The organism is Thalassovita mangrovi (genome assembly GCF_009857745.1).
GTDB classification, from domain to species: Bacteria; Pseudomonadota; Alphaproteobacteria; order Rhodobacterales; family Rhodobacteraceae; genus Thalassobius; species Thalassobius mangrovi.
Genome location: NZ_WWEN01000001.1, coordinates 331,760 through 352,174, shown reverse-complemented (window position 1 = coordinate 352,174; position 20,415 = coordinate 331,760). Strand labels below are relative to the sequence as shown.

Sequence of the window (20,415 nt, the reverse complement as noted above, 5' to 3'; positions counted from 1 at the left end):
TGCGCGGATTTCTGCGTTAAAAGGACGGGGGCGGCGGGGCCTGGAACGGATGTCCGGCCCGGGCAGAATTGAGGATAAACCTATGGTTTCGAGAATCATTCCGGTGGATGCCTTCGACCTGGTGGTCTTTGGCGGGACCGGCGATCTGGCCCGGCGGAAAATCCTGCCCGCATTGTTCCGCCGCTATTGCGCCGGACAGATGCCCGAGGGCGCGCAGGTCATCGGCGCCGCCCGCTCGGAAATGAATGATGCGGAATTCCGCGCCTTCGTCACCGAGGCGGTCGAGGAATTCAACGGCAACTTCCAATACAGCGACGAGGATCTGCAGGGCTTCCTGTCGATCCTGTTCTACGTCACGCTCGACGCGCTTGGCGATGGCGGCTGGTCCGAACTGGCCACCAAGATGCAGGCGGACCGGGTGCGGGTGTTCTATTTCTCGGTCGGGCCCAGCCTGTTCGGGCCGCTGGCCGAGCGGCTGCACACCTATGGCATGGCCGACATGAACACCCGGATCGTGGTGGAAAAACCCTTCGGCCGCGATTTGGAAACGTCGAAGGCGCTGAACCGGTCGCTGGCCGATCACTTCGACGAACATCAGATTTACCGGATCGATCATTACCTGGGCAAGGAAACGGTGCAGAACCTGATGGCGATCCGGTTCGGCAACATGCTGTTCGAACCGCTGTGGAACAGCCAGTATGTCGATCACATCCAGATCACCGTTTCCGAAACCGTCGGCGTGCAGGGCCGGGGCGATTATTACGACCGCGCCGGGGCGATGCGCGACATGGTGCAGAATCACCTGATGCAGCTGTTGTGCCTGATCGCGATGGAACCGCCGTCGCGGTTCGAACCCGACGCGGTGCGCGACGAGAAGCTCAAGGTGATCCGCGCGCTCGACCCGGTCGATCCCGACAATATCGTGCGCGGCCAGTACAGCGCCGAGGGCGACCGCGCCGGGTATCTCGCCGATGTCGGGGATCCGCATTCGACCACCGAAAGCTTCATCGCGCTGAAACTGCATCTGAGCAACTGGCGATGGGCGGGCACGCCGTTCTACCTGCGCACCGGCAAGCGGATGCGCGCGCGTTCAAGCGAAATCGCCGTGGTGTTCAAGGAAACGCCGCATTCGATCTTCGACGAAGAAGCGGGGCGGCACCGCAATATCCTGACCATCCGGTTGCAGCCGAACGAGGGCATCGACCTGGACGTGACGATCAAGGAACCGGGGCCGGGGGGGATGCGGCTGGTCGATGTGCCGCTCGACATGACCTTTACCGAAGCCTTGGGGCCGGAGGCCGAATACGTCCCCGATGCCTATGAGCGGCTGATCATGGACGTGGTGCGCGGCAACCAGACCCTGTTCATGCGCGGCGACGAGGTCGAAGCGGCCTGGGCCTGGACCGACCCGATCATTGCCGGCTGGGAAGAGCGCCGCGACAAGCCGCTGCCCTACGATACCGGCAGTTCCGGCCCGGTGGACGCTTTGGCGCTGATGCACCGCGACGGCCGCCGCTGGCGCGAGGTGCGGTCATGAAGCTGATCGAATATGCCGACCGCGACATGCTTGCCATCGATCTGGCCAACCAGCTGGCCGGGGAGCTGAACGCGATCCTCAATCACCAGGACCGGGCCACGCTGGTGGTGCCGGGCGGCACCACGCCGGGGGCGGTGTTCGATCACCTGTGCGATGTGGAACTGGATTGGGACCGGGTCGATATCCTGCTCAGCGATGAACGCTGGGTTCCGGCGGATCATCCGCGCTCCAACACGGGGCTGCTGCGCGAGCGTTTGCTGACCGGCCGCGCGGCGGCGGCGCACCTGCTGCCGCTCTACCTGCCCAAGGACCACCCCGAAGAAGCGATCCCGGCGCTGGAAGAACAATTGCGCCCCTGCCTGCCGATTTCGGTGGCTCTGCTGGGCATGGGCGGCGACATGCATACCGCGTCCTTGTTCCCGCGCGGCGACAACCTTCGGTTAGCGCTGGACCCGCATGCGCCGCTTCTGCTACCGATGCGCGCCGAGGGGCTGGAGGAGCAGCGCATCACTTTGAGCGCACGAGTTTTGAAAGAAGCGATCAACCTTCATATTGTGATTACAGGCGAAGATAAGAAAGAAGCGGTCCTGCGCGCGGCGGATTTGCCGCCCGAGGAGGCCCCGGTGAAAGCCTTGCTGGGGGATGCGACCGTACATTGGGCGAATTGATGAATTTGACGGACCTTGCTGACCTGGCCGACCGCGCGAAAAACCGGCGCATCCTGTCGTTGTTCGACGATCCCGACCGGGCGTCGCGGTTTTCCCGCCGCTTCGACGGGATGTATTTCGATTTCAGCAAGACCAATATCGACGATGAAGCGCTGAATGCTTTGCTGGCGCTGGCCGAAGGCGCCGGGGTGGCGTCGCGGCGCGAGGCGATGTTCACCGGCGCGCGGATCAACGAAACCGAAGACCGGGCGGTGCTGCACACCGCGCTGCGCGCGCCCGAAGGTGCGGTGATCGAGGTGGACGGCCAGGACGTGATGGCCGAGGTGATCGACACCCGCGCCCGCATGGCCGGGTTCGCCGACGCGGTGCGTTCGGGCCGGTTCACCGGGCAGGGCGGTGCGATCACCGACGTGATCAATATCGGCATCGGCGGGTCCGACCTGGGCCCGGTGATGGGGGTGAAAGCGCTGGCGCCCTATCACGACGGGCCGCGGGTGCATTTCGTGTCGAATGTCGATGGCGCGCAGATCGCCGATGTTCTGGCCGGGCTGAACCCGGAAACAACGCTGGTGATCGTGGCGTCGAAATCCTTCACCACGATCGAAACCATGACCAATGCCGAAACCGCGCGCGCTTGGATGGCGAAGGTGGTGACGGACCCCGGCGCGCAATTCGCGGCGCTGTCGACGGCAGAGGACAAGACCACCGAATTCGGCATCGCGCCCGACCGGGTGTTCGGCTTCGAGGACTGGGTCGGCGGCCGCTATTCGATGTGGGGGCCGATCGGGCTGAGCCTGATGATCGCCATCGGGCCGGAACGGTTCGGCGAATTCCTGTCCGGCGGGGCGGCGATGGATGCCCATTTCCGCCAGGCGCCCTTTGCCGACAACCTGCCGGTGCTGCTGGCGCTGGTCGGCGTCTGGCATCATCAGGGGATGGGATACCCGACCCGCGCGGTGCTGCCCTATGAGCAGCGGCTGGAACGGCTGCCCGCCTATCTGCAGCAGCTGGAAATGGAAAGCAACGGCAAGCGCGTGGCGATGGATGGCACCGCTTTGACCTGTAAATCCGGGCCCATCGTCTGGGGCGAACCGGGCACCAATGGGCAGCACGCCTTTTACCAGCTGATCCATCAGGGCACCGATATCGTGCCCTGCGAATTCATGGTCGGTGCACGCGGCCACGAACCCGAGCTGGATCATCAGCACCGGCTGCTGGTGTCCAATTGCCTGGCCCAGTCCAAGGCGCTGATGAAGGGCCGCACGATCGAAGAAGCCTGCCGCCGGATGACCGACAAGGGGTTCGAGGGCGCGGAACTGGACCGCCAGGCGCGGCACCGGGTGTTCCCGGGCAACCGGCCCTCGACCACGCTGATCTATGACCGGCTGACCCCTTACGTGCTGGGGCAGATCGTGGCGCTGTACGAACACCGGGTGTTCGTCGAGGGTGTGATCCTCGGGATCAATTCCTTCGATCAATGGGGGGTCGAGCTGGGCAAGGAACTGGCGCTGGCGCTGCGGCCGGTGCTGGAGGGTGAAAAATCCGCCACCGACAATGACGGATCGACCCGCGCGCTGATCGACGTGATCCGGTCCTACTGATCCGCTTCGGCGGCTATTTCGGAATGTCGAAGCCCGGCGCGGCCAGTTCGAACCCTTCGAAACGGAACCCCGGCGACACGGTGCAGCCGACCAGGGTGAAATCGCCGGTCGTCCGCGCCGCCTGCCAATGTTGTTCCGGAACGATCAGTTGCGGCGCCTGACCGCTCGCAAGGTCGGGACCCAGAACATGATCTCTTGCCGGTCCGGCCTCGGTCGCGGCCAGCGACAGGATCAGCGGCGCCCCGGCGTAGTAATGCCAGATCTCAACCGCATCGACCCGGTGCCAATGGCTGCGCTCGCCCGCCTTCAGCAGGAAATAGATACAGGTCCCGGCGGCGCGCGCGCCGTCGCTGCGTTCCTCCACCCAGGTCTGCCGGTAATGCCCGCCCTCGGGATGCGGCTGCAATTGCAGTTTCTCGATTATCTCTTGCGCGTCCATGCGTTGCGGCTAGCCTGCTGATTGAAGACAAGGACAGGAGTAGCGAATGGCGCAGCGTATCGCAATCGTCGGGGCCGGGCTGATCGGGGCGTCGATCGCCCATCAGCTGGCCCGGCGCGGGGCCGCGGTCACGGTGATCGAAGCGGGGCTGCCGGGGCAGGCGGCCTCGGGGCGCAGTTTCGGCTGGCTCAACGCGTCGTTCTTCGCCGACGAGGATCATTACCGGCTGCGCCTGGCGGGGATGGAGGCGTGGCGGCGGCTGAAGTCCGGCCTGCCGGGGCTGCGGCTGCGCTGGCCCGGCTGCCTGTGGTGGGAAGAACAGGGCGAAGGGCTGGACCGGATGCGGCGGGAGTTGCGCGACCTGGGCTATCCGGTCGAACGGCTGAGCGGGGCCGATCTGGCGCGGCGGCTGCCCGATTTCGCCGGGTTGCCGGAGGAGGCGCTGGCGTTCCCGTCCGAAGGCGTGGCCGAAACCGGCGCGGTGGTGACGCAACTGCTGGCGGCAGCGCGCGAGCAGGGCGCGCGGGTGATGTCCGGCGTGGCGGTCGACGGGATCACGGTGTCGGGCAGCCGGGTGACCGGGTTGCGCACCGCTCAGGGCGATATCGCGGCCGACCGGGTGATCGTGGCGGCGGGCACCGGCAGCCCCGGATTGCTGGCGCCGCTCGGGGTCGAGCTGCCGATGCTGTCGCGCCCTGGCGCGTTGATGCACACCGCGCCGTTGCCGCCGATCGTGTCGCAGGTGGTGGTGACGCCGGATCTGGAGCTGCGCCAGGACGAAGAAGGCCGGCTGATCGTGCCGACCTCGGCCGCGCATCAGGGCGACACGACCGAGGCGGTGACGGATGTGGCCGGGATGGCGGATGAGGCGGCGGCGCGGCTCAAGCGACTGCTGCCCAAGCTGGCGGCGGATTGGGAGCAGGTTGTTTTGGCGATGCGCCCGGTGCCCGGCGACGGGTTGCCGGCGGTCGGGCGCGCGGGACCCAAGGGGCTGTATTTGGCGGTGATGCATAGCGGCGCGACGTTGGCCGCGATCATCGGCGAAATCGTGGCGCAGGAATTGCTGGACGATGTCAGCGCGCCGATGCTGAAAAGGTATCGGCCGGGGCGGTTTCAGGCAGGGTAGTACCCAGCCCGGAACAGCGGCGCTCGCGCCGCCCGGGCAGCGCCCGACCGCCCCTCAGGGCGGGCGCTTCTTGATCGTTCGCGCGACCTTTGAACGAAGGAAGTGGCGGCACCATAAAGTATCAGTCAAAACCGTCTGTGCGCCCACCCCGCGGTCGGGCGAGGCCCTCTGTTTCTAAGGGCCAAAGAAAAAAGGCGGCCCCGCGGGACCGCCTTTCCAATCTCTCCGAAGGACCCTTATTTCAGGATCGACCGGCCCGCGTATTCGGCGGTTTCGCCCAGCAGTTCCTCGATCCGGATCAGCTGGTTGTACTTGGCCAGACGGTCCGAACGCGACAGCGACCCGGTCTTGATCTGACCGCAGTTGGTCGCCACGGCCAGATCGGCGATGGTGGCGTCTTCGGTTTCGCCAGACCGGTGGCTCATCACGTTGGTGTAACGCGCGCGGTGCGCCATATCGACCGCCTGCAGGGTTTCGGTCAGCGACCCGATCTGGTTCACCTTGACCAGCATCGAGTTGGCGACGCCCTGCTTGATGCCGTCGGCCAAGCGCGCCGGGTTGGTCACGAACAGGTCGTCGCCCACCAACTGCACCTTGTCGCCGATCTTGTCGGTCAGCAGTTTCCAGCCGGCCCAGTCATCCTCGGCCATGCCGTCCTCGATCGAGATGATCGGGTAGTCGTTGCACAGCTTCGCCAGGTATTCGGCGTTTTCTTCCGAGGTGAGCGATTTGCCTTCGCCCTTCATCTCGTACTTGCCGTTCTCGTAATATTCGGTCGAGGCGCAGTCGAGCGCCAGATAGATGTCTTCGCCCGCCTTGTAGCCGGCTTTCTCGATTGCCTTCAGCACGAAGTCGAGCGCCACGCGGGTCGATTCCAGCGCCGGGGCGAAACCGCCCTCGTCACCGATCCCGGTGTTGTAACCGGCCGCCGACAGTTCCTTTTTCAGCGTGTGGAACACTTCCGCGCCCATCCGGATCGCTTCTTTCACGTTCGCGGCCGACACCGGCATGATCATGAATTCCTGGATGTCGATCGGGTTGTCGGCATGTTCGCCGCCGTTGATGATGTTCATCATCGGCACCGGCAGGATGCGGGCCGAGGTGCCGCCGACATAGCGGTACAGCGGCTGCGCGGTGAAATCGGCGGCTGCCTTGGCGCAGGCCAGCGACACGCCCAGGATGGCGTTGGCGCCCAGCCGGCCCTTGTTCGGGGTGCCGTCCAGTTCGATCATCGCGCGGTCGATGGCGACCTGTTCGGTCACGTCCATGCCGACCAGTTCCTCGGCGATCTCGCCATTCACTGCGGCGACCGCTTCCAACACGCCTTTGCCCAGATAACGCGACTTGTCGCCATCGCGCTTTTCCACCGCCTCATGCGCGCCGGTCGAGGCGCCCGAGGGCACGGCGGCGCGGCCCATGGTGCCGTCTTCCAGGATCACGTCGACCTCGACGGTCGGGTTGCCGCGGCTGTCGAGGATTTCGCGGGCGTGAATGTCGATGATGGTGCTCATGGGGCATTTCCCTTGTGATAGGACCGTTTGAGCGCGCTTGTAAGGCCCCTTGCGCGGGGTGAAAAGGGGCAGGACGCACGTTTGCGATAACGCTGGCGGAAATAGTGCCCTAGGCGGGGTCGATCCCGGCTTGCGGCGCGAATTTTCGGGCCAGGTTGCGTTCGCGCAGATAGGAATAGAGCCCGGTCGCGATGATCAGCGCCGCCCCGGCATAGGTCAGCAGGTCGGGGCGTTCGGCCAAAAAGACGATGCCAAGCCCCATCGAGAATACCATCCGGCTATAGCGGAACGGCGCCAGCGCCGACACTTCGCCGATCCGCATCGCCACCACCATCGCCGCATAGGCCACGACCCCCAGCAGGATGACCGCGCCGATCAGCAGGGCTTCGACGACTGTCGGGATCACCGGCTGATGGCCCAGGATCAGTCCCAGGATCGGCCCGGCAAAGATTACCGCGACGAAGCCCTGGAATGACACCACGCTGGTCGGCACGTTGGCGGGCAGGCGGCGCGAAATCACGTCGCGCAGCGAAATCGACAGCACCGCGCCCAGCACCAGAAGCGTGCCGCTGTCGAACCCGCTCGACCCTGGGCGGACGATCAGCAACACGCCGCCGAACCCGATCAGGATCGCCAGCCAGCGCCGCCATCCGACCTGTTCGCGCAGGAACAACGCCGCGCCCATCGTCACCACCAGCGGCACCGCCTGGAACATGGTGGCAAAGGTCGCCAGCGCCACCGCCGACAAGGACACGATCACGAAGATGGCGCAGAACCCTTCGCTGACGGTGCGCAGGTACAAGATGCGATTGTCGCGCAGCGGCGGGAACAGCGTTTCGCCCGACCGCAGCGCGACCAGCCCGAACACAATCGTGGCGCCGACGCCGAGGAAGAAGATCAGCTCGCTGGTCGGCACCGTGACGGTCACCTGCTTGATGAACAGGTCCTGCACCGCGAACAGCGCCATCGACAGGATGAAAAGCAGGTTGGCTTTGACATTGTTCATGGCGCGGTTCCGAAAGGCTTTGACCGTTCAGGCAAATCCCATATCCGGGCGGGATGCAAGCGCAGGCGCGCCGGGCCGCATCAAAAGCCGTTGGGGTTTCGATCAGCGGCTGTGATGGAACGGCGGACGCTCAGTCCTTGCGGACCGGCACACCGTAGAGTTCCAGCCGGTGGCCCTTGAGCCGATAGCCCAGCTTCTCGGCGATCTTTTCCTGCAGCTTCTCGATCTCGGGATCGCAGAATTCGATCACCTCGCCGGAATGCATGTCGATCAGGTGGTCGTGGTGATCGCGTTCGGCGTCCTCATAGCGCGCGCGGCCGTCGCCGAATTCGTGCTTTTCAAGGATGCCGGCCTCATCGAACAGCTTCACCGTGCGGTAGACGGTGGCGATGGAAATGCGGGGATCACGGGCGCTGGCGCGGGCATAAAGTTCGTCGACATCCGGGTGGTCGGTCGAATCCTGCAGCACGGCGGCAATCGTCCGGCGCTGATCGGTCATCCGCAGCCCCATGGCTTCGCAACGCTCTATGATCGTGTCTGACATGACGCCCCCCGGGGATTTCCGTAACTTTTCATACCGATTGTGCGGGGCCTGATCCACCCCGCTTTGCGGCGGAGCGGCCTGATAGCGGGGTTTGTGAAGCGCCGCAACCGGTTTAGCCGGGCAGGTGCAGCTGGCCCTCCATCACCCGTACGGCGTGTCCCGACACGGTGACAGCCTCGCCCTGGGTTTGCAGGCCGATCACGCTGGGCCGGCCCATGTCGTCGCCCTGATGCAGCCGCAGGGTCAGGTCGCGGCCTTCGCGCTGCGCCAGGAAGGCCGCCAGCGTCGCGGCGGCGCTGCCGGTGGCGGGGTCTTCGGGGATATTGTCGAGCGGCGCGAACATCCTTGCATGGATCACGTCGCCGTCGCGGACATAGGCGAATTGCGGGAAATCCAGCGCCGCGGGATGCAGCCGCGCCCCTTCGCGGAAGGCGCCGATATCGGTGGTGATATCGGCCAGCGCCGCGCGGTCGGTCAGTTCGCTCAGCACGAAGGGCAGGCCCAGCGTCGCCATCACCGGGGCGTGGGTTTGCAGCGATATCCGGTCCTTCGGCAGGCCAAGCGCCCTGGCGATCAGCGCGGGGTCGGGATGGCCCATGATGTCGAGCTTGGCCTGAGTGGTGAAGCGCGCGGCGCCGTCCGCCGCGTGACAGGCCAGCGGCCCGACGCCCAGTTCCAGCACCATGTCCGGCCCGTGCCCCGCCATCGCCAGCGCCACGGCGGTGCCGATGGTGGGGTGCCCGGCAAAGGGCACCTCCATCGTCGGGGTGAAGATGCGCACGCGGGCGGTATGTGCCGGGTCCGCGGGCGGGTAGACGAAGGTGGTTTCCGAGTAGTTGAATTCGCGGGTGATCTTTTGCAGCGCATCCTCGGGCAGGCCGGTGGCATCGGGAATGACGGCCAGCTGGTTGCCGCCGAAGGGCGTTTCGGTGAACACGTCGAGGGTCAGGTATCGGGTCATGACGATCACACCAGATCAGGTTCGCGGCCGAACCGGTTTGCGACGCGCCCCACGGTCAGACCCTGGATGATGATGGAGAAGATAACCACCGTATAGGTCGCGGCCAGGATCAGCGATTTCCATTCGCTGTCGGGCAGCGACAGCGCCAAGGCCACCGAAATCCCGCCCTTCAGCCCGCCCCAGGTCATGATCGGGATCACCCCGGGGCCGAAACCGCGGAACGGGCGCAGGATCGCGATCGGAATGGCGACGGCGGCCAACCGCGCGATCAGCGCCAGCACGATGGCGGCAATCGCGGCGGTCATGAAATGCAGGTCCAGGGTGACCGCGAAGACCTCGAACCCGATCAGCAGGAACAGCACGGCGTTGAGGATTTCATCGATCAGTTTCCAGAACGCATCTACGTAACGGCGGGTTTCCTCGGACATGCCGTACTTGGCACCGATATCGCCGATCAAGAGCCCGGCGCAGACCGCCATGATCGGCGCCGACACGTGCATCCAGACCGCCAGTTCGTAACCGCCGAAGGCCAAGCCCAGCGTGATCAGCACCTCGAGCGAATAATCGTCGATCAGCCGCATCACCCGGAAGGTCAGCCAGCCCAGCACGATACCGAGGATCGCGCCGCCGAAGGCTTCCTGCACGAAAAGGGTGATCGTGCTCATTGCGGTGGTTTCATGGTCGCCGCCATGACCGCCCCCGGCCGGGAAGGCCAAGGCGACCAGCACCAGGAAGACAACGTAACCGACCCCGTCATTGAACAGCGATTCACCCGCGATCTTGGTTTCCAGCGACTTGCGCAGGCTGGCCTGGCGCAGCACCCCCATGACGGCCACCGGATCGGTCGGCGAAATCAGCGCGCCGAAGACCAGCGCCACCATCAGCGGCATCCCGGTGATCCAGCTGAAGCCGAAGCCCACCACGGCGGTGGACAGCCCCACGCCCAGCGTCGCCATCAGCACCACGACCGTCCATTGTTCGCGCAGGTCCGACAGTTTCACATGCAGCGCCCCGGCGAACAGCAGCAGGCCCAGCATCCCTTCCAGCAGGGCGTCGGAAAAATCGATGCCCAGGATCAGCCGCCGCGCGGTATCGGCCATGTTCAGATCGGGCAGCACCAGGTCCAGCCCCAGCACCCCGAGCGAAGCCAGCAACGACACCACCAGGATGCCGATGGCGGCGGGCAGCTTCAGAAACAGGTAATTGATCGCCCCGAAGGCACCGGCCAGGACGATCAGAAGCGAGGTGATCTGCAAAAGGGTCATGGGATACTCGTTTCAGATGAGGGTGTTTTCCGGCTAGCACAAGCGGGCGGAATTCCAAAGCTTTTCAATGATCAGGCCGGGTCAGGCCAGCGCCAGATCGGCCCAGACCGGCAGGTGGTCCGAGGCGACCCGCGCGGGTTGCGCCTTGTGCACGCCGGTGCGGGTGAAGCGCAGATGATCGGACAGGGCGATGCGGTCCAGCGCGGCGACCGGGCGGGGGGCGGGATAGCTCAGCCTGGCATGGATGAAGCGCAGCCCTTGCGCCACCGTGTCCAGCGGCATGACCGATCCCCATTCGTTGAAATCCCCGGCCAGCACGGTGGGCATGTCGGGCATTTCGCGCAGATGCCGCACGATGGCGGCGACCTGCAGCAGCCGGTAACGCCGCACCAGCCCCAGATGCGCGCCGATCACCCGGATCGGGCCAATCCCGGTGTCCAGTTCGGCACAGATTGCGCCGCGCGGTTCCAGCCCGGGCAATTCGACATGGGCGGTCTTGCGGATGCCCACGCCCGGCCGCACCAGCATCGCGTTGCCGTGCCATCCAAGCGACCCGCCCGGCTGGCCGAAGGGCACGATGGTCCAGCCGTGATCTTCGACCATGTCATGGGGCAGGGCGGCCGGGCGCGGCGGCAGCCGCTTGTCGGCTTCCTGCAGAACGACTACCTGTGCTTGCAGGGCTTCGATCACCTGCAGCGACCGGTCAGGCCGCCGTCGCAGGTCCAGCCCGACGCATTTTTGCAGGTTATAGCTTGCAATACGGCAAGTGATTAAGGTCATGGTCAGAAGGAAACAGGTTTCGAAAGGGAAGTCACGGGGTGTTTAACGAACAGACATGGCTGGCGCGGATCATCTGGGGGCTGCTGTTCATCTTCGCGGCGGCGGCTTTGGTCACCGGGCGGTTATACCCGGGCTTCCTGGCGCTGGCGACGCTTTTCCTGTCGATGTCGCCGCTGTTCCTGTCCCGCTGGGCGAATGTGGTGATTCCGCCCAGCTTCATCGCCGCGGCGGTGCTGTTCACTGGCGCGGCGCTGATCCTGGGCGAGGCCTATGATTTCTATGACCGGTTCTGGTGGTGGGACATCGCCATGCACGGGAGCGGCGCGGTGGGTGTCGGGTTGATCGGGTTCGTGCTGATCTTCATGATGTTCCAGGGCGACAAATACGCCGCACCGCCCTATGCCGTCGCATTGTTTACCTTCTGTTTCGCGCTGGCCGTGGGGGCATTCTGGGAAATCTTCGAATTCACGATGGACAGCCTGTTTGGTCTCAATATGCAGAAATCGGGGCTGCTGGACACGATGGGCGACCTGATCGTCGATGTGATTGGCGCGCTGGTCGGGGCCGGGGCCGGGTGGTTCTATCTCAAGTCGAAGCAATATGGCGGGCTGACCGCCGTGATCGACGAATTCGTGCGCCACAATCCGCATCTTTTCCGGGGGCGGCGAAAATAAATTCCGCATCTTGACGCGGCCTGCGCTCTCGCATCACTTGGCGCCATGGAACGCAAGACTTCGATAGACGCGATCGGCGCGCTGATGCTGATCGCATTCGCCACCGTATTGGCCTTCAACCAGGTGGTGGTGAAGCTTGGGAACGGCGGGTTTCAGCCCGTGTTCATGGCCGGTATCCGGTCGGTCGGGGCGCTGATCGTGCTGACGCTGTGGATGGCGGCGCGGGGCATTCCGGTCCGGCTGCCGCGGCAATACTGGGCTTCGGGCATTCTGCTGGGCGCGCTGTTCGGATTCGAATTCACCTGCCTGTTCTGGGCGCTGGATCACACCACGGTGGGGCGCGCTTCGATCCTGTTCTATTCAATGCCGGTGCTGCTGTCGCTGGCGGCGCATTTCCTGCTGCCCGGCGAACGGCTGACGCCGATGCGCGGGCTGGGGCTGCTGGCGGCGATGGCGGGGATCGCGCTGGTGCTGCTGGACCGCAACGGCGGACAGGCGAGCCTGCTGGGCGACCTGGCGGCAATCGGGGCGGCCTGTGGTTGGGGCGGCATCGCGCTGACCGCGCGGCTGACGCGGATTTCGGACCAGGTGCCGGAAATGCAGCTGTGGTGGCAATTGGCGGTCTCGGCGGTGATCCTGCTGGCGCTTTCGCCGCTGTTCGGCCCGCTGCTGCGCGATCCGTCTATCTGGCACCTGGTCGGGCTGTCCTATCAGATCGTCGCGGTGGCGAGTTTCGGGTTCCTGGCCTGGTTCTTCCTGCTGAAGATCTACCCGGCCTCGGGCGTGGCCAGCTTCAGCTTCCTGTCGCCGGTGATCAGCGTGTTGCTGGGCTGGGCGGTGCTGGGCGAAGAGATCGGGCCGCAGGTCTTCGCGGCGCTGCTGCTGGTGGCGGTGGGGATCGTGCTGATCAACCGGCGCGGCCGGTAGGGGCCTTAAGTGCCGCAGAAGGTCTGCTCCACCACCTCGCTGTCGAGCGGCGGGTGGGTCAGGTCCTTGGCCTCGGGCTGATCCTCATAGGGGCGCGACAGCACGGTCAGCAGCCGTTCGAACGGCGCGTAATCGCCCGCCAGCGCCGCCTGGATCATCTGTTCCACCCGGTGATTGCGCGGGATGAAGGCGGGGTTGGCGCTTCGCATCACCGCTTCGGGATCGTCCTCGTCCTGCAGCCGTTCGCGCCACTTGGTCGCCCAGGTGTCGAACACCACCGGATCGAGGAACTGATCGCGCCCGCCGCCCTGGATCAGCGCCCGGAACGTGTTGGTGAAATCGGCCTTGTTTTCCGCCATCCCGGTCAGCAATTCGCCGATCAGGTCCATGTCGTCCTCACCGGCCTGCGCCAGCCCGATCTTTCGCCCGAAGGCCGCGGCCCATTCGGCCCGGATCAGCCCCGGCATCGCGTTGACGGCAACGGTGAAATCGCGGATCGCCGCGTCGCTGTCGGGCATCAGCGGCACCAGCGATGAGGCCAGCTGCGCCATGTTCCAGGCGATGATATTGGCCTGGTTGTCATAGGCATAGCGGCCGCCGTGATCGATCGAGCTATAGACCGTGACCGGGTGATAGACATCCATGAAGGCCGCCGGCCCGTAATCGATGGTTTCGCCGGACACCGAGGTGTTGTCGGTGTTCATCACCCCGTGGATGAAGCCGATCGACAGCCATTGCACCACCAGCTTCACCTGCCGGTCGATCACCGCGCGCAGGAAATCCAGCGGGGTTTCGGCCTGCGGATAATGGCGGTCGCGGGCATAGGTGAACAGCGCCTGCAGCGCCTCGACATCGCCGCGCGCGGCGAAATACTGGAACGTGCCCACCCGGATATGGCTGTCTGCCACCCGGGTCAGCACCGCGCCGGGCCGGGCGGTTTCGCGGAACACCGGTTCGCCGGTGGTCACCATCGCCAGCGCCCGCGTGGTCGGCACGCCAAGCGCATGCATCGCCTCGCTCAGCACGTATTCGCGCAGCACCGGGCCCAGCCAGGCGCGCCCGTCGCCGCGCCGCGAATAGGGCGTGCGCCCCGAACCCTTGAGCTGAATATCGCGGCGGATGCCGTTTTGATCCACCACCTCGCCCAGCAGCACCGCGCGGCCGTCGCCCAGCTGAGGCGAGAAGCCGCCGAACTGGTGCCCGGCATAGACTTGCGCCAACGGCACCGCGCCCTCGGGCATCGCGTTGCCGGAAAACACCTCGGCCATTTCCAGCGCGCTTCCCGGCGTGATCCCAAGTTCCGTGGCCAGCGCGTGGTTGAACTTCACCAGGTCCGGCCGGTCGACCGGTTCGGGCAAATGCCGGGTGAAGAAACGCGGCGGCAGCGTGATATAGCTGTTATCGAAAGGGATATGCAGGTTCATGGCTTAAACATATGCGTTGAATGCCATTTTCCCAATGGGTCGGGTCGAAGATTGTCGCCGTGACGCGGCGAAATTTGCGAAAATCCATTGCAGGTTGCGCAGGGATGCGGCTTTTAGCGCCGCATCGCGGCAATCTTGCCTGATTTCCTGTGCTTGCGGGCAAGATCGCGCGCGCTGTGCCTCAGAATTCCAGCGTCATCAGCATGTAATCTTCGCGCTCCGCGAAGCGCAGCCGGGAATAGAACCGCCGGGTCTTTTCGTCGTCGCGTTTCACTTCCAGATGCAGCGCCTTCAGCCCGGCCCCGGCCAGCGCCTTGGGCAGCGCGGTCAGCACCTCCGACCCGATGCCGCGCCCGCGGATCGAGGGGCGCAGGTAGATCTCGTCGACGAACCCGTCCATGCCGCCGAATTCCAGCGACCAGCCGAAGCTGATCACGATATAGCCGATCGGCGCCCGCTGCGGCCCGATCAGATAGGCGACGCCATGCGGCGATCCCTCGACGATCGGCTGCAGCCCGGCGATCCGGTCGTCGTCGCTGCGCGCGATGCCGTGTTCTTCGTGAAAGGCCCGCACCAGCGGCAGCAGGCGGTCCAGGTCGTCGGGTCCGGCCAGGTGCAGCGCGGTCATGCGAGCGGCCAATATATTTGTTTGAGCGGGACCATTGCACGCGCCTCAATATCCATTTTCTCGTAGTGTTCGATCACAAGCTCAACCAAATCTTCTAGAGTGAGAAGTTGTAAAGGAATGCTGGCGCGGGCTGCTTCATATCTTGCATCTTTCGAAAATCCCCCGGTCGAAACATAGAGTCCTTTATCCGCAGGATGGCGACCGCCCAGAAAACTTCTTAGCTGTGGAGCGCCAATAGCCCCCTTTCGGTGCTTAACTTCCACCACTATTCGGGGATCCTCTAGCCCAAGAGGATCTGGTGTTGCCCGGATATCTTCACCACGATCTGGGCCAGGTGCGGAAACCTTGGTGTGATAACCCATCGCTCTCAGTAGACCAGCGACGAAATGTTCCATTTCATCGGGTCCCAGCCGCGCCACCATGTCTGAGATCAGCTCGATGCTTCGCTCAGCAATATCCCCTTCAGAAACTGTTTCGATGTTTTGAACCTCTTCGTCTTCTGCGCGGCTCGGTTCTTTACGGCCCTCTAATGCAGCAAAGATTTCTTCTTCGACGAACGGTTTTATCTGGAAAAACGTCAATAGAGAGCCAAGCGAGTAACGCGCCGATTGGCTGAGGGCATCACGATCGACTTCGCCGAGCCATTCCACGAACCGGATATAGGCGTATGTTTCGCCGCCAAGAGACACTTTCGTCTCGTCAAAGACGGCAGGACCTTTGATGAGGCCAACAGCGTATACACGCCTGTTTGAATCGTATGTGATGACATGATCACCGATTTCTATTTCTGAAATGAAACGGGCGATCTGACCGGCTGCGACTCGATTGGTTTGTTCTGACGCATCGGGATAGGCTTTGTGGAGCGCCGCCAGGATCGCATGACTCTCAGGATTTTGTGTAAAGTCACCCGCGACAGACCATCCGATGGCGACCAAATTCATTTCTTGGAACGTGTCGTAGAGTACGCCCTTACGTTCCGCGCGAACCATCCACATCGTCATAGCCGGGCCAGCCTTTCGGTCAGCAATCCGAAGAACCCGTCGGCATCCAGATCGCCCATGAAGGTCGCGTTCGGTTCGCGCCCCGACACCCGCCACCAATCGGCGACGGTCATGCCCAAGGTCAGCTCCGAGGCGGTTTCGATTTCCACGTTGATATGGCGGCCGGTGAACAGCTCGGGCCGGATCAGGTAGGCGGTGACGCAGGGATCGTGCAAAGGCGCGCCCTTTGACCCGTATTTTTCCTTGTCGTAGCGTTCGAAGAAATCGGTCATCTGGGCCACCGCTTCGCCCGCTCGGTTGCCGATGGCGCGGAAGGCATCGTTGCGCGGCTTGGTGACCAGCGCCTTGTGGGTCACGTCCAGAGGCATCACGGTGATTTCCACTCCCGACCCGAACACGATCTTGGCCGCCTGCGGATCGACATAGATGTTGAATTCGGCGGCCGGGGTGATGTTGCCCACCTCGAAATAGGCGCCGCCCATCAGCACGATCTCGCGCACGCGGGTCATGATGTCGGGGGCCTTTTCGAACGCCATGGCGATATTGGTCAGCGGCCCCAGCGGGCACAGCGTCACCGAACCGGCCGGTTCGGCGCGCAGCGTGTCGATGATGAAATCCACCGCGTGGCCGTCCTGCAGCGGCATTTCTGGGTCGGGCAGAACCGGCCCGTCCAGCCCGGTCTTGCCATGCACATGTTCGGCGGTCACCAAGTCGCGGCCCAGCGGCCGGTCGCAGCCCGCGTAAACCTTCACATCGGGCCGCCCGGCCAGTTCGCAGACCTTGCGCGCGTTCAGCGCGGTCAGCTCCAGCGGCACGTTGCCCGCCACCGCGGTGATGCCCAGAACCTCGATCTCCTCCGGGCTGGCCAGCGCCAGCAGGATGGCCACCGCGTCGTCCTGGCCTGGGTCGGTGTCGATGATGATCCTGTGCTTTTCCATGCGCCTCTCCTGTTTTGCCGCGACCCTTTCAGCTTCGGCCACCAAAGTCTAGCGGCGCGCTTGCCGGTCCGTGGCGTAAACCCGCCGGTTTCTTCTTGGCCCAAATACTCACCTGCGCAACGCCGCCGCCCGCACCCGGCCACGAAAAAGGGCGGCACCCTGCGGCACCGCCCCGATCCGGTTCAATCGCACTTGACGATCAGCCGTCGAAATCGACCTCTTCGATGATCCGCAGGGCGGTCGGGCGCAGCCGCGCCAGTTCCATCAGGTTGACGTCGTCGGCGGTGAAGCTGCCCCAGCTTTTGACCAGCTCGCCCGGCTCGGTGCCCGGCGCGATCGGGTATTCGTGGTTGGCCTCGGCATAGATCTGCTGCGCTTCCGAGGAAGACAGGAATTCCATCAGCTTCAGCGCGTTTTCGCGGTTCGGCGCGTTCTTGGTCATCGCCACGCCGGAAATGTTCACATGCGCGCCGCCGCCCTCGAAGACGGGGAAGACGATGTTGACGCTTTCGGCCCATTCCTTCTGTTCCGGGTCTTCCAGCATTTCACCCATGTAATAGGTGTTGCCGATGGCGATGTCGCATTCGCCGGCCCAGATCGCCTTGACCTGCGCGCGATCGTTGCCCTGCGGCTTGCGCGCCAGGTTGGCCTTCAGCCCTTTCAGCCATTCCTTGGCGCCGTCTTCGCCCAGGTGGTGGACGACGGCGGCGGTCAGCGCGACGTTATAGGCATGCGTCCCGGAACGGGTGCAGATGCGGCCCTTCCACTTGGGATCGGCCAGGTCTTCGTAGGTGGTGACTTCGCCCGGTTTCACCCGGTCCTTGCTGGCATAGAGGACGCGGGCGCGGGTGGTCAGCCCCCACCACTGGCCGTCGGGATCGTGATAGGCGGCGGGCACGTTGGCCGACAGGATGTCGCTGTGCACCGGCTGGGTCAGCCCGGCTTCGACCACCGCGGCCAGGCGCGAGATATCGACCGTCAGCACCAGGTCGGCGGGCGAACGTTTGCCTTCGGCGGTCAGGCGTTCGACCATGCCCTTGGCAAGATAGGCCACGTTCACGTCGATGCCGGTTTCCGCCTCGAACGCGTCGGTCAGCGGTTTCAGCAGTTCGGGCTGGCGATAGGAATAGAGATTGACCTCTTCGGCGACGGCCGGTGCCGCCAGGGCGACGCCCAGCGCGGCAAAGGCGAGAGATTTGAGTTCCGTGAACATGCGTGACCTCCGATAGACAGCACTCGTTTCGCCGCGTTTAAAGCCGAGTCTTTCAGTCAGGTCAATGCCCGATTAAAACGATCAGCTTTTTGTGACCCCGGCGTTTTTAATCCCAGCGCGCTGTTCCTCTTTCACTGCGTCCCAAAGCGCGTCCATTTCCTCCAGGTTCGATTGTGCGGGCGTTTTTCCCATCTCGGCCAGTTTGGCCTCGATCCCCTCGAAACGGCGGATGAACTTGGTGTTGGCGGCGCGCAGGGCGGCTTCGGGCTCAACCCCCAGATGCCGCGCCAGGTTGGCCATGACGAACAGCAGATCGCCGAATTCCTCTTCGACCTCGGTCTGGGTCAGTTCATCGCGGGCCTCGACCAGTTCCTCGGCCTCTTCCTTGATCTTGTCGATGACGTGATCGGCATGGGGCCAATCAAATCCCACCCTCGCGGCGCGTTTTTGCAGCTTCACCGCGCGCAGCAGCGCCGGCAAGCCTACAGCGACGCCGTCCAGCGTGCCTTTCTGTTCCTTGCCGGCGCGTTCCGCCGCCTTGATCTTTTCCCAATCCACCGTCTGCTGTTCGGCGGATTTATCGCGGCTCTCGTCGCCGAACACATGCGGGTGGCGCGTTACCATCTTGTCCGACATCGTGTTGGCGACGTCGTCGAAGCTGAACATCCCGGCCTCTTCGGCCATCTGGGCATGAAACACCGATTGGAACAGCAGGTCTCCCAGTTCGCCCTTCAATTCGTCCCAGGCTTCGCGCTCGATCGCGTCGGCGACCTCATAGGCTTCCTCAATCGTATACGGCGCGATGGTGCTGAAATCCTGTTCGATATCCCAGGGGCATCCGGATTGCGGATCGCGCAGCCGGCGCATGATTTCCAGCAATCGCGGCATTCCCCCGTTGGGATCGTGGATCAGCGTGTCATCGGGCATTGCGGCTTCTTTCGTTTTGCGGTTTGGTGCGACCCTGACCGTTCAGAAAGCAGGAGTCCAGTACATGGCCGTGATCAATCGCATCGCCGGGTTCGCCGGGGAAATGACCGCCTGGCGGCGGCACCTGCACCAGCATCCCGAATTGCAGTTCGATTGCTTTGAAACGGCGGCTTTCGTCGAGGAAAAGCTGCGCGAATTCGGCGTGGACGAGATCCATACCGGCATCGCGAAAACCGGCATCGTGGCGCTGATCAAGGGGCAGGGCGAGGGCGGCGTGGTCGGGCTGCGCGCCGATATGGACGCGCTGCCGATCCGGGAAGAAACCGGTGCCGAGTATGCCTCGGTGAAGCCCGGCATCATGCATGCCTGCGGTCATGACGGCCATACCACCATGCTGCTTGGCGCGGCCAAGTACCTGGCCGAGACGCGCAATTTCACCGGCACCGTGGCGCTGATTTTCCAACCGGCCGAGGAGGACGGCGGCGGCGGCGGCGTTATGGTCGAGGAAGGCATCATGGACCGGTTCGGCATCGAGGAGGTTTACGCCCTGCACAACCTGCCGGGCTTCACCGAGGGCGGGTTCTATACCACGCCCGGCCCGATCATGGCGGCGGTCGATACGTTCCACATCAACGTCAAGGGCGTCGGCGGCCATGGCGCGCTGCCGCATGAAACCCGCGACCCGGTGGTGGCGGCGGTGGGCATCGTGCAGGCGATCCAGACGATTTCCAGCCGCAACCATTACGCGCTGGACGATCTGGTGATCTCGGTCACCCAGATCCATACCGGTTCGGCGGAAAACGTCATTCCCGAAACCGCCTATATCAACGGCACCGTGCGCACCTTCGACCCTGAGGTGCAGAAGCTGGTGATTAAGCGGATGCAGGAAATCGTCGACGGGATGGGCCCGGCCTATGGCGTCGAGGCGGAGCTGAATTACGAGGTCTGGTATCCCGCCACGGTGAATAACCCGGCCAAGGCCGCCTTCGCCGCCGGTGTGGCGCGTGAGGTAGCGGGCGAAAACAACGTGATCGCCGACGGCACCCGCGACATGGGGGCAGAGGATTTTTCCTACATGCTGCAGGCCCGGCCCGGCGCCTATCTCTATATCGGCGCGGGCGAAGGCGCGGGGCTGCACCAGCCGGGATTCGATTTCAACGACGATATCGCGCCGGTGGGGGCATCCTTCTTCGCTCGGCTGGTGGAAACCGCGCTGCCGGTCGGCAAGTGACGGGCGAGGGGCGT

At 64.2% G+C, this 20,415-nt stretch carries 20 protein-coding genes; 7 read left to right on the top strand and 13 right to left on the bottom strand.

Features of this window, described 5'->3' with window-relative positions; all coding sequences use genetic code 11:
* Positions 1–82 precede the first annotated feature (82 nt).
* From zwf to pgi, 3 genes are read left to right on the top strand one after another with little or no spacing between them, the layout of a single operon-like run.
* Positions 83–1,537 carry a glucose-6-phosphate dehydrogenase gene (gene zwf / locus GR167_RS01715; RefSeq protein WP_160971705.1) on the top strand — a complete coding sequence of 485 codons (1,455 nt, stop codon included), beginning with the start codon at positions 83–85 and terminating at the stop codon, positions 1,535–1,537.
* Entirely contained in the window at positions 1,534–2,205 is a 672-nt protein-coding gene (gene pgl, locus GR167_RS01710) for a 6-phosphogluconolactonase (protein WP_160971704.1), read from the top strand. Before zwf ends, pgl begins: the two co-directional genes overlap by 4 nt.
* Positions 2,205–3,806 (top strand): glucose-6-phosphate isomerase, encoded by a 1,602-nt coding sequence (pgi, locus tag GR167_RS01705; protein WP_160971703.1) that lies wholly within the window; start codon positions 2,205–2,207, stop codon positions 3,804–3,806. Before pgl ends, pgi begins: the two co-directional genes overlap by 1 nt.
* A 13-nt stretch (positions 3,807–3,819) precedes the next feature.
* Here pgi and GR167_RS01700 read toward each other — a convergent pair whose 3' ends face one another.
* On the bottom strand, positions 3,820–4,245 hold the full coding sequence (locus GR167_RS01700) for a cupin domain-containing protein (RefSeq protein WP_160971702.1): 426 nt from the start codon (positions 4,243–4,245) through the stop codon (positions 3,820–3,822).
* A gap of 46 nt (positions 4,246–4,291) precedes the next feature.
* On the opposite strand from GR167_RS01700, the gene GR167_RS01695 reads away from it, so the two are divergent.
* Positions 4,292–5,371, top strand: a complete 1,080-nt coding sequence (locus GR167_RS01695; RefSeq protein WP_160971701.1) for an NAD(P)/FAD-dependent oxidoreductase — start codon at positions 4,292–4,294, stop codon at positions 5,369–5,371.
* A gap of 236 nt (positions 5,372–5,607) precedes the next feature.
* Here GR167_RS01695 and eno read toward each other — a convergent pair whose 3' ends face one another.
* The 6 genes from eno to GR167_RS01665 all read right to left on the bottom strand — a co-directional run bounded on the left by eno (position 5,608) and on the right by GR167_RS01665 (position 11,438).
* Positions 5,608–6,882: a phosphopyruvate hydratase gene (gene eno, locus GR167_RS01690; RefSeq protein ID WP_160971700.1), complete on the bottom strand. Its 1,275-nt coding sequence runs from the start codon at positions 6,880–6,882 to the stop codon at positions 5,608–5,610.
* A 109-nt stretch (positions 6,883–6,991) separates the two neighbouring features.
* A complete protein-coding gene (locus tag GR167_RS01685; protein WP_160971699.1) occupies positions 6,992–7,888 on the bottom strand; it encodes a DMT family transporter in 897 nt (298 codons plus the stop codon).
* Positions 7,889–8,018: 130 nt separating this feature from the next.
* Positions 8,019–8,432 (bottom strand): Fur family transcriptional regulator, encoded by a 414-nt coding sequence (locus GR167_RS01680; protein WP_160971698.1) that lies wholly within the window; start codon positions 8,430–8,432, stop codon positions 8,019–8,021.
* Between the two features lie 112 nt (positions 8,433–8,544).
* On the bottom strand, positions 8,545–9,393 hold the full coding sequence (locus tag GR167_RS01675) for a PhzF family phenazine biosynthesis protein (protein ID WP_160971697.1): 849 nt from the start codon (positions 9,391–9,393) through the stop codon (positions 8,545–8,547).
* Positions 9,394–9,398: 5 nt separating this feature from the next.
* Positions 9,399–10,658: a cation:proton antiporter gene (locus GR167_RS01670; protein ID WP_160971696.1), complete on the bottom strand. Its 1,260-nt coding sequence runs from the start codon at positions 10,656–10,658 to the stop codon at positions 9,399–9,401.
* A gap of 81 nt (positions 10,659–10,739) precedes the next feature.
* Positions 10,740–11,438: an endonuclease/exonuclease/phosphatase family protein gene (locus GR167_RS01665; RefSeq protein WP_160971695.1), complete on the bottom strand. Its 699-nt coding sequence runs from the start codon at positions 11,436–11,438 to the stop codon at positions 10,740–10,742.
* A gap of 38 nt (positions 11,439–11,476) precedes the next feature.
* Between GR167_RS01665 and GR167_RS01660 the strand changes: the two genes are divergently transcribed.
* Positions 11,477–12,112 carry a DUF2238 domain-containing protein gene (locus GR167_RS01660; RefSeq protein WP_160971694.1) on the top strand — a complete coding sequence of 212 codons (636 nt, stop codon included), beginning with the start codon at positions 11,477–11,479 and terminating at the stop codon, positions 12,110–12,112.
* A 45-nt stretch (positions 12,113–12,157) separates the two neighbouring features.
* Complete coding sequence (locus tag GR167_RS01655; RefSeq protein WP_160971693.1) at positions 12,158–13,039, top strand: DMT family transporter; 882 nt, start codon at positions 12,158–12,160, stop codon at positions 13,037–13,039.
* A gap of 5 nt (positions 13,040–13,044) precedes the next feature.
* On the opposite strand, the gene GR167_RS01650 is transcribed toward GR167_RS01655, so the two are convergent.
* The 6 genes from GR167_RS01650 to mazG all read right to left on the bottom strand — a co-directional run bounded on the left by GR167_RS01650 (position 13,045) and on the right by mazG (position 19,170).
* Complete coding sequence (locus tag GR167_RS01650; protein ID WP_160971692.1) at positions 13,045–14,463, bottom strand: protein adenylyltransferase SelO; 1,419 nt, start codon at positions 14,461–14,463, stop codon at positions 13,045–13,047.
* A gap of 181 nt (positions 14,464–14,644) precedes the next feature.
* Positions 14,645–15,091: a GNAT family N-acetyltransferase gene (locus GR167_RS01645; protein WP_160971691.1), complete on the bottom strand. Its 447-nt coding sequence runs from the start codon at positions 15,089–15,091 to the stop codon at positions 14,645–14,647.
* The gene (locus GR167_RS01640; RefSeq protein WP_212769791.1) at positions 15,088–16,092 is read right to left on the bottom strand and encodes a restriction endonuclease; all 1,005 of its coding nucleotides are present in this window, start codon (positions 16,090–16,092) and stop codon (positions 15,088–15,090) included. The genes GR167_RS01645 and GR167_RS01640 overlap by 4 nt, the downstream gene beginning before the upstream one ends.
* Positions 16,089–17,030 carry a nucleoside hydrolase gene (locus GR167_RS01635; RefSeq protein ID WP_160971690.1) on the bottom strand — a complete coding sequence of 314 codons (942 nt, stop codon included), beginning with the start codon at positions 17,028–17,030 and terminating at the stop codon, positions 16,089–16,091. The genes GR167_RS01640 and GR167_RS01635 overlap by 4 nt, the downstream gene beginning before the upstream one ends.
* Positions 17,031–17,229: 199 nt before the next feature.
* Complete coding sequence (locus tag GR167_RS01630; protein ID WP_160971689.1) at positions 17,230–18,243, bottom strand: Fe(3+) ABC transporter substrate-binding protein; 1,014 nt, start codon at positions 18,241–18,243, stop codon at positions 17,230–17,232.
* Between the two features lie 81 nt (positions 18,244–18,324).
* Positions 18,325–19,170, bottom strand: coding sequence for a nucleoside triphosphate pyrophosphohydrolase (gene mazG, locus GR167_RS01625; RefSeq protein ID WP_160971688.1), 846 nt, complete (start codon positions 19,168–19,170; stop codon positions 18,325–18,327).
* Positions 19,171–19,234: 64 nt separating this feature from the next.
* Here mazG and GR167_RS01620 point away from each other — a divergent pair, with 64 nt between their 5' ends.
* Complete coding sequence (locus tag GR167_RS01620) at positions 19,235–20,401, top strand: M20 aminoacylase family protein (RefSeq protein WP_160971687.1); 1,167 nt, start codon at positions 19,235–19,237, stop codon at positions 20,399–20,401.
* Positions 20,402–20,415: the final 14 nt, after the last annotated feature.